9 protein-coding genes and 2 pseudogenes are annotated in these 13,582 nt (G+C 71.6%); 7 read left to right on the forward strand and 4 right to left on the reverse strand.

The genetic code is table 11. The annotated features are described in order from the left end of the window. Positions 1-11: 11 nt before the first annotated feature. A pseudogene (locus AOQ53_RS20150) lies at positions 12-263 on the reverse strand (thioesterase II family protein); the annotation flags it as partial. A gap of 121 nt (positions 264-384) precedes the next feature. Between AOQ53_RS20150 and AOQ53_RS20155 the strand changes: the two are divergent. Both AOQ53_RS20155 and AOQ53_RS20160 read left to right on the forward strand, forming a co-directional pair. Further along, positions 385-891: a DUF779 domain-containing protein gene (locus AOQ53_RS20155; protein WP_078945406.1), complete on the forward strand. Its 507-nt coding sequence runs from the start codon at positions 385-387 to the stop codon at positions 889-891. A gap of 9 nt (positions 892-900) precedes the next feature. After that, a pseudogene (locus AOQ53_RS20160) lies at positions 901-1,375 on the forward strand (SRPBCC domain-containing protein). Here AOQ53_RS20160 and AOQ53_RS20165 read toward each other — a convergent pair. Genes AOQ53_RS20165 through AOQ53_RS20175 form a run of 3 tightly spaced genes read right to left on the reverse strand, consistent with a single transcriptional unit; the run spans position 1,372 to position 4,481 of the window. Next, entirely contained in the window at positions 1,372-2,004 is a 633-nt protein-coding gene (locus AOQ53_RS20165; protein ID WP_059419218.1) for a chorismate mutase, read from the reverse strand. The pseudogene AOQ53_RS20160 and the gene AOQ53_RS20165 overlap by 4 nt on opposite strands. Before the next feature lie 52 nt (positions 2,005-2,056). Further along, positions 2,057-3,451 carry a M20 family metallopeptidase gene (locus tag AOQ53_RS20170; protein ID WP_059419219.1) on the reverse strand — a complete coding sequence of 465 codons (1,395 nt, stop codon included), beginning with the start codon at positions 3,449-3,451 and terminating at the stop codon, positions 2,057-2,059. Continuing rightward, positions 3,438-4,481 carry an Lrp/AsnC family transcriptional regulator gene (locus AOQ53_RS20175; RefSeq protein ID WP_059419220.1) on the reverse strand — a complete coding sequence of 348 codons (1,044 nt, stop codon included), beginning with the start codon at positions 4,479-4,481 and terminating at the stop codon, positions 3,438-3,440. The genes AOQ53_RS20170 and AOQ53_RS20175 overlap by 14 nt, the downstream gene beginning before the upstream one ends. Before the next feature lie 112 nt (positions 4,482-4,593). Between AOQ53_RS20175 and AOQ53_RS20180 the strand changes: the two genes are divergently transcribed. From AOQ53_RS20180 to AOQ53_RS20200, 5 genes are all read left to right on the forward strand, one after another. After that, a complete protein-coding gene (locus AOQ53_RS20180; protein WP_059419221.1) occupies positions 4,594-6,168 on the forward strand; it encodes an AbgT family transporter in 1,575 nt (524 codons plus the stop codon). 38 nt (positions 6,169-6,206) lie between these two features. Then, positions 6,207-7,361, forward strand: a complete 1,155-nt coding sequence (locus AOQ53_RS20185; protein WP_059419222.1) for a M20 family metallopeptidase — start codon at positions 6,207-6,209, stop codon at positions 7,359-7,361. A gap of 232 nt (positions 7,362-7,593) precedes the next feature. Further along, positions 7,594-10,515, forward strand: a complete 2,922-nt coding sequence (locus AOQ53_RS20190) for a glycosyl hydrolase 115 family protein (protein ID WP_099054642.1) — start codon at positions 7,594-7,596, stop codon at positions 10,513-10,515. A gap of 268 nt (positions 10,516-10,783) precedes the next feature. Continuing rightward, positions 10,784-12,268 (forward strand): cytochrome P450, encoded by a 1,485-nt coding sequence (locus AOQ53_RS20195; protein WP_078945407.1) that lies wholly within the window; start codon positions 10,784-10,786, stop codon positions 12,266-12,268. Continuing rightward, complete coding sequence (locus AOQ53_RS20200; RefSeq protein ID WP_059419229.1) at positions 12,252-13,259, forward strand: (-)-alpha-amorphene synthase; 1,008 nt, start codon at positions 12,252-12,254, stop codon at positions 13,257-13,259. The genes AOQ53_RS20195 and AOQ53_RS20200 overlap by 17 nt, the downstream gene beginning before the upstream one ends. Positions 13,260-13,582 lie beyond the last annotated feature (323 nt).

Below are 13,582 nucleotides of genomic sequence, written 5' to 3' on the forward strand. Positions count from 1 at the left end.
CACGATCAGTGGCGGTCCACCGCGCCCGTCACGGCCCGGCACACCTGGTCCGCGAGGCCGCCGATGGTGTCGATCATGGGCTCGCGGTGCCGGTCCTGGCGCCCCGGGTACTGGACCGCGAGCACCTCGACACCGGGGTTCAGTGCCTGGGCCACCGGCCGGAAGAAGGACGCCGAACCACCCGCGTGCGGCAGACAGACCAGTTGCACGGGGGCGCCGGGGCTCGGGAAGAAGCGCCGTATCCACGGATCGGTGGTGGTCATGGGGCCTTCCTGTTCGGTTGTGCGGGACCTCGGTCGCGCGGGACAACAGACACGCAGGCGCACGCCGTCGTGCACCTCCCATTCTGAGGTCGGCACAAAGCGCTCGGACGAGGTTCCCGAGATGGATACTTCCGGGCGGCCATGGCTGGCACCCCTGCCGCAGGGAGGTAGCCATGACCGACTCGCCCGCGCCCGGCGGGAGCTGCCGACGACCGCCCGCACGGGACGTGTCGAACTGACGCCCGCCGCCGAGGACCTGCCGCGACGGCTGACCGGGACGCACGGGCCGGTGCTGTTCCACCAGTCCGGCGGCTGCTGCGACGGCAGCGCCCCGATGGGCTACCCGCGCGGAGAGCTCCGGGCCGGTGCCGCGGACGTCCTGCTGGGGCACGTGGCCGGGGACACCCCGTTCTGGATGAGCGCGGACGAGTTCACGTACTGGTCGCACACCCACCTCACCGTGGACGTGGTCCCGGGACGTGGCAGCGGCTTCTCCCTGGAGACCCCGGAAGGCGTCCGCTTCCTGCTCCGCTCCCGCCTCCTCACCGACGAGGAGTTGCGGCGCATCGAGTCGGAACCGCCACTGCCGACCGGGGCGGACCAGGTCACCCGGAGTCTGTCGGCCTAGAGTGAGCCCATGTACACGACGCGGGTCTCCGGGCATGTCGGCGCGCCCCGTGCGGACGTCTACCGCGCGCTGGTGAGCGCGGAGGCGATCGCGCGCTGGCGGGTGCCGGCCGGGATGAGCGGTGAGGTGCACGAGTTCGACGCCCGTGAGGGCGGCGGGTTCCGTGTCTCGCTCACTCACCTACGAGGCGCCGGACGCCACCGGCAAGTCGGCCGCGCACACCGACACGTACCACGGCCACTTCGCGCGGCTCGTGCCGGACGAACTGGTGGTCGAGGTGCTCGCCTTCGAGGCCGTCGACCCCGCGCTGGGCGGCACGATGACGCTGACGACGACGCTCACCGACGCCGAGGGCGGTGGCACCGACGTCCTCATGGTCCACGAGGGGATCCCCGACGCCGTGCCCGCCGCCGACAACGAGACGGGCACGCGCATGGCCCTGGAGAATCTGGCCCGGTTCGTCGAAACCGGCCGGGAGGTCTAAGGCGCGGCGCACACGGACGGCAGTGCCCGCCCGAGCCCCTTCAAGTGCAGCCCGTCGAGCCGGTGGGTGTACGCGGACCAGCCGGCGGCCGTGGCTAGGCGGGGACCGCATGACGGCAGGCTCCGGGCCCGTTCCGTGTCGTCGAGCGCGGCCAGCAGCTGTGTGGTGATGCGGTCGAGGGCCGGGCGGACCTCCTTGGCCAGGTCCGGCCGTTCGGTGGGGCGCTCGCCGGGGTTCGCGTCCCAGCGGGCGTACAGGCCGCGCTGCACCAGCTTGTTCGCCTCGATCTGGTCCCGGAACACGGCGGCCACGGCGTCCGGGTCGAGGCCGAGGCCGGCCGCCCGGGCGCGGACGTCGTCCAGGATCCGCGCCTCGCGCTCCGGGTCGTCGATCGGCGTGTCCGTGCCGTACTTGGCGGCGGCGACCTTGTCGGCCAGCAGCAGCCGCTGGGCGAGCAGTTCGGTCACCGACGACAGGTCCGACGTCAGGCCGTGCGCGGCAGCCGTGTGATGCACGGGGGCGGGCCACTCGGCGGCGGTGGCCGGGCCGCCCGTCCCGAGCGCCAGGGTCGCCGCGGTCGTCAGGGTGCTGAGGACGGTGAGGGTGGACCGGAGACGTTGAGCACGCACAGGGGTGTCCTTCCGTGGGGGCGAAGCGCCGTACCGCGGCGCCGTCCGCAACCTACCGATCGGCACCAGGCGCGTGTTCACCGAGGTCCCAGAACAGGCCCGCCATGATGCGCAGCCCTTCGCGGGCCACCGACCCCAACAGGTGTTCGTCGGGGGCGTGTTGCGAGCAGGAGGGGTGGGAGTGCGGGATCCACACGGTGGGCAGGCCGAGGATGTCCGCGAAGGCGTCGTTGGGGAGGGTGCCGCCGAGGTTCGGCAGGACGGCCGGTTCCTTGCCCGTGGTGTGCCGCAGGGAGTCCACGGCCCAGCCGACCCACGGGTCGTCCGGGCTGAGGCGGGTCGCGGGGACGGCCTGGAGCACCTCGACGTCGACCATGGACAGGCCGTGGGCGTCGAGGTGGTCGCGGACGATGCGTGCGAGGTCGCGCCAGGGCGTGCCGACGACGAAGCGGAGCTGGACGTCGGCGTGGGCGGTGCCGGGGATGGCGCCGACGGGCTTGGCCGGATCCCCGGCGGCGAGAGTGAGGACCTCCAGGGTGTTCCAGCCGAAGACGCGTTCGGCCGGACTGAGGCCCGGCTCGCCCCAGTCGGTGTCGACCTCCGGGTCCGCGTCCCCGCCGCCCACGGTGAGATCCGCCAGGGCGGCCGCGACGGGCTCGGGCAGCGCCGGCGGCCGCAGTCCCTCCACCAGGATGCGGCCCCGGGAGTCGACCAGGGTCGCCAGGGCCCCGGCGAGCACCGTGGCGGGGTTGCGCAGGGCGCCGCCCCAGTTGCCCGAGTGGTGGGCGCCCTCGCGCAGGGCCACGCGGAGGCGGAAGTTGACGGCGCCCCGGGAACCGAGGAACAGGGTGGGGCGGCCGGCCGCGAGGCGTGGGCCGTCGGAGGCGATGAGCAGGTCGGCGGCCAGGTCGTCCGGCAGTCGGCGGCAGACCTCGTGCAGGCCTGGTGAGCCCGACTCCTCCCCCGTCTCCACGAGCACCTTCAGGTTGAAGCCCAGCCGGCCTCCCCGGGCGGCCAGGACCTGTTCGAGCGCGGCCAGGTTGACGGTGTGCTGGCCCTTGTTGTCGGCGGTGCCCCGGCCGTAGAGGCGGTCGCCCTCGACGACGAGTTCCCAGGGGGACAGGCCGGTGCGCCAGCGGCCGTCCTGGCCGGGGACGACATCGCCGTGGCCGTAGACCAGGACGGTGGGCAGGCCGTCGGCCTCCTGCCGGTGGGCGAGCAGGAACGGCCCCGCGTCCGGCGCCGGGTTGTCGACGATCCGTACGGTCGCGCCCAGTCGGCGTACGGCGGGGGCGAGTTCGTCGGCCAGGTAGGCGCGCAGCGGGCCCGTGCCGTCGGGTGGCGGGCTCTGGGTCGGGAACGCGACCCGGCGCCGCAGGTCGGCCAGGAAGCCGCCGGAGTCGTAGTAGGCCTCCGCCAGGCCGATGGCGGTCTCACGTGTCGTCATGCTGTCCGCTCCCGGTGTCCGTCGGGCCGGGTACGGCGGCCAGGCGGCCGTCCTCCCGGTCGAGCCAGTGCCGCCGCAGCGCCTGGAGCACCACGGAGACGTCGAAGGAGATCACCCCGTCAAGCTCCGCCAGATCCCGGGTGAGGAACGCGGCGAGGCCCTCCTCATCGCGGAAGACTCCCTGGTGGACGACGGAGAAGGCGCCGGCGTTGGTGGACACGTACCGGGCGGAGGGATGCCGGGCGAGTGTCCGCGCGGCCTCGCTCGTCCCGCCCGGTGACACGGTCAGGGCGACCACCGCCTCCAGGGCGTAGCCGAGCAGTGCGGGCTCGATCTCCACGCGGGGGCGGACCAGTCCGCGCTGGAGCAGCGACTGGGTGACGCGGTAGGCGGTGGACTGCCCGATGCCCAGTTCCCTGGAGATCTGCGCGGCGGTCATCCGGCCGTCGGCGGCGAGCAGCCGCAGCGCGCGCAGTTCGTCACCGGTGGGGCGGGCGGGCCGGTCCGTGCCGCCCGGATCCGCCTCGCGTTCCTCCGCGGTGTACGTGGCGAGCAGTCGGCGCTGGTCCTCCGTCAGGCGGGGCAGCCGCCAGGAGTCGGACTTGGTGTCGGCGCGCAGGACGAGTTCGGTCCGGGTGGAGCGTACGCCGGGGAGCGTGGCGATGCGCCGGGTCAGCAGGTCGCGGGCCTCGACGCGGCGCACGGGCTGGACGACGCAGTAGACGTCCGCCTGCCCGGCGGTGACCGCGACATGGGCCGCTTCGGGCATTCCGACGAGCCGCCGGGCGACGTCGACGGCCCGTCCCGGCGCGGCGATCCACACGTGCCAGGGAGTGCCCTCGCCGGTGACCGACAGGTCGACCTGGCCGATCACTCGCAGCAGCCGGTTCGACTCCAGCCGGGCCAGCCGCCGTCCCACGGTGCTCGCCGACACGCCCAGCGCCTGGGCCAGCAGGCTGAGCGGGGCGCGCGGCGCGCGCTGGAGAGCGGCGACCAGGTCGAGGTCGTCGTCGTCCAGAGCGTTCTCCATGCGATCCATCTTTCCGGGAACGAATCCGTCAACCAGCGACTTCACACGACCGATACGACCGCAACAACCTTTTTACTTGCATGATTTCATCAATGGGGTCGTCAATAGGGAAGTGACCACCGCCACTTCGCCCCCTTCGCCCGACGCCCCCTCGAAGCAGCTCTCCCGGCTGCTCGCCGTCCTCGGGCGCATCGAGCGCCTCGGCAACAAACTCCCCCACCCCTTCTGGCTGTTCGGTGTGCTCAGCGTCATCCTGGCGCTGGTCAGCTGGCTTCTGTCGGCCACCGGCGCCTCCGCGCTCAACCCCGCCACCGGCAAGACGGTGGGGGTACACAGCCTCGTCTCGGGCGAGGGGCTGCGGATGATGATCTCCGACGCGGTGACCAACTACGCCACGTTCCCGCCGCTCGGCACGATCCTCGTGGTGATGCTCGGCGTGGCCGTCGCCGACCGGTCGGGGCTGCTGCCGGCGATGCTGCGGGCGGCCGTCGCCCGGGTCCCGGCCCGGTGGCTGACGTTCACGCTCGCCTTCACCGCCATGGTCGCGCACGTCGCGTCCGACGCGGCCTACGTGGTGCTGGTGCCGCTGGGCGCCATGGCGTTCCGGGCGGTGGGGCGCAGTCCGATGCTCGGTGCCGTGGTGGCGTTCGTGTCGGTGTCCGCCGGGTACGACGCGAGCCCGCTGGTCACACCGACGGACGCGATCCTGGCCGGGCTCACGACGGCCGCCGCGCACACGGTCGACCCTTCGTACGTGGTCAACCCGCTGTCCAACTACTTCTTCTCCGTGGCCTCGTCGGTCGTCCTGGCGGTCGTCGTCACCGTCGTCACGGAGAAGGTCATCGCCCGGCGGGTGGCGGCGATGCCCGAGGAACCGGAGCCGGAGGACGCGCCCGAGGCCGCCGGTACGGAAGCCGGGGGACTGACGCTGCGCCCGGAGGAGCGCAGAGGTCTGCGCAACGCGGGTCTCGCGCTGCTGGCGTACGCCGCGCTGGTCGTGGCCGCGATGGCCCCGGCCGGATCGCCGCTGCGCGGCGAGGGCGGCAGCATCGTGGAGTCGCCGGTGCTCACCGGTATCGCGGTCGTGCTGGCGGTGGCGTTCCTGATCGTGGGCGCCGTGTACGGGCGCACGGTCGGGACCGTGACGACGGGCCGGGACATCCCCGACCAGATGGCGAAGGGCCTGCGCGAGATGGCGCCGATCCTGGTGCTGTTCTTCGCGATCTCCCAGTTCCTGGCGTACTTCAAGTGGACCGGCGTCGGCGAGGTCCTGGCGATCCGGGGCGCCGGCCTGCTGAAGTCGGCGGGCATCACGGGCCCGGTCGCGTTCCTCGGCGTCCTGCTGGTCTGCACGGTCATCAACCTGCTCGTCACCAGCGGCTCCGCGCAATGGGCCCTGGTCTCCCCGGTGTTCGTGCCGATGTTCATGCTGCTCGACATCCCGCCCGAGGTGACCCAGGCGGTGTACCGCATCGCCGACTCGTGCACCAACGCGGCGACCCCGATGAGCGCGTACTTCGTGATGACCCTGGGCGTCGTCCAGCGCTACCGGCGCTCGGCCGGCATCGGCACGCTGCTGTCGCTGACCCTGCCCCTGTGCCTGGTCATGCTGGCGGCCTGGACGCTGCTGTTCTACGCCTGGTGGGCACTGGGCATTCCCCTGGGCCCCGGAGTGCCCGTCCGCTGACCGTCCGGCCGCTTCCGTACGTACGAGGAGGACCGCCCATGTCCCTGACCCGTGTCGAGTCGCTGGCCCGGACCGCCCTGCCGGAGATGACCGGCGACCTGCGGAGGCTGGTCGAGCTGGAGACCCCCAGCGACGACAAGGAGTTGCTGACCGCCGGCCTCGCCGCCGTCGAGACCTGGACACACCACCGGCTCGGCCCTCCCGACGACGCGCGGAGGTACGACGGCGGCCCGCACGGCGACATGCTGGAGCTGCTCTACCGGGGCACATCCCCTGCGGTGGTGCTGGTCCTGTGCCACTACGACACGGTGTGGCCGGCCGGCACCCTCGCCGAGTGGCCGTTCCGGGCGAGCGGGGACGGCCGGGCCACCGGACCGGGCGTGTTCGACATGAAGTGCGGCCTGGTGCAGGCGGTGTGGGCACTGCGCCTGCTGCGGGAACTGGACCTGCCGCGCCCGTCGGTACGGCTGTTCCTGAACGGCGACGAGGAGATCGGCAGCCCCGCCTCCCGCCCGCACATCGAGCGGCTGAGCGAGGACGTGGCGGCCACGCTCGTGTGCGAGGCGTCGGCCGGGCCGCAGGGGGCGCTGAAGACGTCCCGCAAGGGCGTCGGCCTCTTCGAGGTGGCGGTGGAGGGCGTCGAGGCACACGCGGGCCTCGATCCGCACCGGGGCGCCAGCGCCGTGCACGCCCTCGCCGAACTGGTCACCCGCATCGCCGGGCTGGGCTCCCGGGAGCGGGGCACGACGGTCAACGTCGGGCTGATCAGCGGCGGCACGGGCCGCAACGTCGTCGCCGGCCGGGCGAGCTGCGGCATCGACGTACGGATCCCCGACCCCGCCGAAGCGGCCCGCGTCGACGCCGCACTGGCCTCCCTCGCCCCCTGCGACCCCCGGGTCCGGGTCTCGGTCACCGGCGGCTGGAACCGCCCCCCGATGGTGCCGACGCCCGCCTCCCGGCCCCTGTTCAAGCAGGCGCGTGCGGCAGCGGAGGAGCTGGGGTGGCCCCTGCGGGAGACGGCCGTCGGCGGGGCGAGCGACGGCAACTTCGTCTCCGCGCTCGGCCGCCCCGTCCTCGACGGCCTGGGCGCGGTGGGCGACGGTGCCCACGCCCGGCACGAGCACGTCCTGTTGGACCATCTACCGCCGCGCACGGCACTGCTGGCGGGGCTCCTCATGGCCGGGGCGGCGTAGCCGCGGAATGGCCGGGCGGCGTAACCGAGGACGCCTCCCGACCTCTGGACGCCCTCCCGCGGGCTCGCCTAGGGTGCGCCGGCAAGCGCTTTCTAGCCTGCCCAAGCCAACCCCACGTGCGCGCAGCCCCGCCCGGACGAGGAACCGACGCGGGTCTGACGCGGAAAGGCAGTGCCCCGTGCCGCACAGACCTTCGTCTCCTTCGGTGACCCGCAAGTCGTTCTTACGGGGAATGGCAGCCGTCGGCGCCGCCCCCCTGCTCCCCGCCGCCGTACTCCCCATCGCCACCGCCGAAGCCGCCCCCTCGACCCGACCGGACTTCCCGCTGCTCCGGAACGGCACCCCCACGGACGTGTTCGTGGACGCCGCCGACGACCCCGCCGTGATCCGCGCGGCCGGTGACCTCGTGGCGGACGTGGAGCGGGTCGGCGGCGTCGGACCACGGCTGCTGCACACCGTGCCCCGGCGGGCCGAACTCCTGGTCGTGGTGGGGACGATCGGCACCAGCCCGGTGATCGACCGGCTCGTCCGGCACAGACGCCTGGACGTCTCCCGGGTCGAAGGCCGCTGGGAAGCGTCCGTCACCCAGGTCGTGGACCGTCCGCTGCCCGGCGTGGACCGCGCCCTGGTCATCGCGGGCAGCGACCGGCGCGGCACCGTCTACGGCGTCTACGAGACCTCGGAACGCATCGGCGTCTCGCCCTGGTACTGGTGGGCCGACGTCCCGGTGGTCCGGCGCGACACGGTGACGGTCCCGGCAGGCCCCTTCGTACGCCACGAGCCCGCCGTCCGCTACCGCGGCATCTTCATCAACGACGAGCAGAACCTGACCACGTGGTCCCACCGCACCCAGGAGCCGGACAAGAACATCGGCCCCCGCACCTACGAGCGGGTCTTCGAACTGCTGCTGCGCCTGAAGGCCAACTACCTCTGGCCCGCGATGCATCCGTACTCCGACTTCTTCAACAAGCACCGCGAGAACCCGGAACTGGCCGACCGCTACGGCATCGTGGTCGGCTCCAGCCATCCCGAGGCCATGCTCCGCAACGGCGTGCACGAGTGGGAGCCGTGGGCCGAGGAGCACCGGAACCCCGACGGCACCCTGCCGCTCTACGACTACACGGTGAACCCGGCCGTCATCTCCGACTACTGGCGGGCGCGGGCCCGGCAGAACGCGGGCTATGAGAGCAGCTGGACGATCGGCATGCGCGGCCTGCACGACTCCGCGCTGGAGACGAAGTACGCCACCACGATCCCGGAGAAGGTCGCGGTGATGAACGACATCATCACCGACCAGCGCCGCATCCTGGCCGAGGAGGTGGGCGAGGCGGCCCAGCCGCAGATCTTCATCCCGTACAAGGAGGTCCTGGAGCTGTACAACGCGGGCGTCCGGGTCCCCGACGACGTCACGCTGATCTGGCCGGACGACAACCACGGCAACATGCGCCAGCTCCCGGACGAGGCGGAACGGCGGCGCGCCGGCGGCAACGGCATCTACTACCACCTCTCCTACTGGGGCCGCCCCAGGAGCTATCTGTGGCTGGACACCACGCAGTTGAGCAAGGTGTGGCAGGAACTGCGCCGGGTCCACGACCACCAGGCCGACCGGATGTGGATCTTCAACGTCGGTGACATCAAGTCGATCGAGACGGGCCTGTCCTTCTGCCTGGACATGGCCTGGGACGTGGACCGCTGGGGCCCGGGGAACGTCGAGGAGTTCCTGGTGGAATGGGCGGGGCGCCAGTTCGGCCGGCGCCACGGCTCGGAGATCGCCGCCATCCGCACGGAGTACTACCGCCTGGCGGCGGAGCGGCGCCCGGAGTTCATCGACAAGGCGATCTTCTCGACGGTGCACCACGGGGATGAAGCGGAACGCCGGATGTCCGCCTACGAGCAGTTGCTGGACCGGGTGCGGAAGCTGGGTGCGAAGCTGCCCGAGCCCTACCGCGACGCCTTCTACGAACTGGTCGAATACCCGGTGCACGGTGCCTACTTGATGAACCTGAAGTACTACTGGGCCGACCGGAACGCGCTCGCCGTCCGTCAGGGGCGCGGCGCGGGCACCAACCGCTTCGCGGACCTGGCCGAGGCCGCGCACTCCGAGGAGCAGGCGATCACCCGCCGCTACAACTCGGAGATCGCGGGTGGCAAGTGGGACGGCATCGTCAACCCCTATCCCTCCCAGATCCCGAAGGCCCCGGGCCGTCCGGCCGTCACACGGGTGCCCCGCCAGGAGACCTCGGGCCTGGGGCTGGCCGCGGAGGGCAACGAAACGGGAGCGAGCCGACCGCTCTCCTTCTCCTCCTACACCCGCGACCGCCGCTTCGTCGACGTCTTCAACACGGGCTTCCTCCCCTTCCGGTGGCAGGCCGAGCCGAGTCACCCGTGGATCCGGCTGAGCACGGCGGGCGGTGAACTCACCGACCAGACACGGGTACGGGTGGAGATCGACTGGCCGCGGGCACCGGAGGGCACCCACCACCCCACGCTGACCTTCACCGGCGCCGGCACCACCGCCGAGGTACGCCTGCGGGTGGTCAACGACGGCGAACGTGCCCGACAGCGCGCCCGCGGATTCGTCGAGGCCCACGGCTATGTGTCGATCGACGCCGCGCACTTCGACCGCCAGGTGGCGCGCGGCGGGGCCCGGTGGCGGGTCGTACGCGGACTAGGACGCCGTACGGCCGCCGTAGAGGCGGTTCCGACAACCGCACCACCGGTCACCGAGGACCTCCCCACCCGGTCACCGGAATTGCGCTACCGGGTGCGCTTCACCAGCACCGGCACCTTCCCGGTGACCGTCTTCCGGCTGCCCTCCCTCGACGAGCGGGGCAAGCGCCGGCTGGCGATCGCCCTCGACGACAAGCCGCCGACGGTCCTGTCCGGCCAGGCGATCGCCACCGGCAACCGGGGGGACGCCTGGGCCCGCAACGTCGAGGAGGGCATCGAGAAGCTGACCACCACGGTGACCGTGACGGAGCCGGGTGAACACGTCCTGCGGCTGTTCATGACCGACCCCGCGATCGCCGTGGACCAGATCGTCATCGACACGGGTGGCCTGCCCGCGAGCTATCTCGCGCCACCGGAGAGCTACCACCGCGTCTTCAGTCCCGACCCCGCCGTCGCACCGGGCGCGGAGGCACCGGACCTATAGGCCGGTCACCGGCAGTCGCCTGGCGCGACTGCCGGTGTTCTTCAGGAGACTGACGGGAACACAGATTTCTGCATACACAGAAATCAAAAAGCTGGGTGCATGCATCAACCGTGATTCGCTAGACGCCCCTCCGTGCATCTGTGCGCCCCTACGGAGAAAGGATTCGGCGAGCCGTAGGCAGATTCCACTGGGCAGGACATGAGGCGAGCATCAAGTCGGTGCGACCGCACCAACATCCCGTGTGCCCAACTGAGGCAGGTGGTATTCGATGAGCGGCTACGTTCCCGGACCAACCCGAAATTGGACAGTGGGCACTGCTCCAGGCATATTCCCCTTCATCGGCCACGGTATCGACTTGGTCCGTCGACCGCTGGCTTTTCTGAATTCTTTGCCCGGACACGGGGATCTGGTCGAGATACGCCTGGGCCCGCAGCGTGCCTGGATGGCGTGTCACCCGGACTTGGTCCACCAGGTGCTCAGGGACCCGCGCACGTTCGACAAGGGCGGCCCGCTCTACGACAGGTTGCGGATGCTGCTGGGGGACGGCGTCGGCACCTGCCGCCATGAGGATCACCGGCGCCAGCGCAGGATGCTCCAGCCCGAGTTCCGCAAGGCCCGCGTCGTCGACCAGGTGCGCCTGGTGGGCCAGGAAGTGGAGTCGGTGTGCCGCGCATGGCGGGCCGGGCAAGTGGTCGACATCAGCGCGAGCATGCTGGACCTGTCCACACGCGTGGTCAGCCGTGTCCTCTTCTCCGACTCGCTCGCCACCGCGACGGCCGCCGAGATGCGCACGTGCCTGGCCACCGTGGTCCGCGGCATGTTCGTCCGGACGGTGATGCCGGTCGACGCCCTGTTCCGTGTTCCCACGCCGGCGAACCGGCGTTACCGGCACGCTTCCGACCGCCTGCGCGCGATCGTCGACGCGGCCATCGCCCAGCGCCGGCGAAGCACTCCGCACGACGACCGCGACGACCTGCTCGGGACCCTGCTGACGGCCACGCGGGCCGACGGCGGGGGGACGGCGATCACCGATCGGGAAGTCCACGGCCAGGTGATGACGCTGATGTTCGCCGGCGCCGAGAGCACCGCCCTGTGCCTCTCCTCCGCCCTGGAGCTCCTGGGGCGGCATCCCGAGGAGGAACGCCGCCTGCACTCCGAAGTCGACGCCGTGCTCGCTTCAGGGCAGCCGCCCGGCCCCGACGAGCTGCCACGCCTCGTCCGCACCCGGTGCGTCCTCACCGAGACCCTCCGCCACCGCCCTCCCGGCTGGCTCTTCACCCGCGTCACCACGCGGGAGACGGAGCTCGCCGGGCACCGTCTCCCGCAGGGCGCCACCGTCATGTTCAGCCCGTACCTCCTGCACCACTCCCCCACCCTGTTCCCCGACCCCGATCGCTTCCTCCCCGACCGCTGGCTGCCCGGGCAGGCCGTCGCGGTCCCGCCCGGAGCGATGATTCCGTTCGGTGGGGGCAGCCGGAAGTGCATCGGAGAGACACTCGCGCTGACGGAGGCCACGGTGGCCGTCGCGTTCATCGCCCGTCACTGGCGGCTGCGTCATCTGCCCGACTACACCGAACGGCTGCGCCCCGCGGCGTCGTTGGGGCCGAGGGGATTGGTGATGGTCAGCGAACCGCGAACGAGGCGGCCGGTGGGCACACCGCCTCGGGCGGATTCCCGCGCACCCGGGGCAACTGTCGTACCCGTCGTACACAACTCCCGAACGGCAGGTGGCAATGATGTCCACGACGCATGAGGAAATCACGCTCGCCGCGCAGGAGGAGATTCCGGTCGTCGATCTCAGGAAACTGATCGACGCGAACCTCTACATGCCCTTCCCTTTCCAGCGCAACCCCCACGCGTCCGAAGCGGCGGCAGGCGTCGAGGAATGGCTGAGCACCTGGGGGCTGACCGACGAGCCGGCGGTGGCGGCCATGATCTCCTATACGCGCCCTGCCGAACTCGCGGCCTACAACAGTCCGACCATGGATTCCGGGCTCCTCCAGATCATGGCCAACCAGATCGCCTACCAGTTCATCTTCGACGACCGCGCGGAGGACGTCGGCCGGCACACACCGGGCCGGTTGCTGCCCATGCTGTGCGAGAGCATCGCGATCCTGCGGGACGGCCAAGCGCCCACCACCCCGCTCGGGGCGGCCCTGGCCGACCTCCATCGCCAGGTACAGGAGCGGTGCACACCCGCTCAGGCCGCGCGGTGGGCCTGGAGCAGCCGTGAGTACGTGCACGGCCTGCTGTACGAAGCGGTGGCCCAGACCCACCCCGGCTCGGTGGGAAGCGGGCTGTGCCGGTCCATACGCTCCCTCATCGCGGGCGTCGAGCCGTTCTACCCGCTGTGCGAGGCCGCGCAGCCGTGCGAACTGACCCCGGAGGAGATCCATCACCCCGTCATACGACGCCTGAGCCGGCTTTCGGCCGACGCGGCGGTGTGGATACCCGACCTCTTCTCCGCGGTGAAGGAACAGCGGGCGGGCGGCGTGATCAACCTGGCCCTCGCCTACCAGCGGACACACCGGTGCTCCCTGCCGGTGGCTGTCACGCTCGCCACACGGCACATCAACAGCACGATCCGCGAGTTCGAGGAACTCTACGGTGAGCTCAGGCCGGAGTTGAGCCCGTCCGGCGTCGGCTACGTGGAGGGCATGGCCGGCTGGATCCGGGGCTGCTACTCCTGGTCCCGGACCGTGCCACGGTACGCGGACACGATGGCGGCGCCCGCGGTGCTCTGATCCGCTGCCGGACCGGCCGTATCCACCACAGGGGACCCGAGAGGGGCGGAAGCACATCAGATTACCCGAAAGGCTGAGTCCCCGAACCGCTCCTGCGGCAAATTCATCCTCTCCGTCGACCTCCTGTTCCGACCCGGCCATGGGGCGTGCACGAGGGCGTACGCTCGCCCCGTCCGGCGGGGAGCAACGACAGGAAGCGGTAGACCACATGGCCCATGGGCTGCGGCAACCGATCACCGAAGACCGGCCTCTAGTCGCAACGCCGTTCAGTTAGGGCGGGGCTGGGGGTGTCAAGGGCCGCTCGTGAGCATGGCGATGCTGAT

Origin of the sequence: Streptomyces azureus, assembly GCF_001270025.1 — a bacterium.
GTDB classification, from domain to species: Bacteria; Actinomycetota; Actinomycetes; order Streptomycetales; family Streptomycetaceae; genus Streptomyces; species Streptomyces azureus.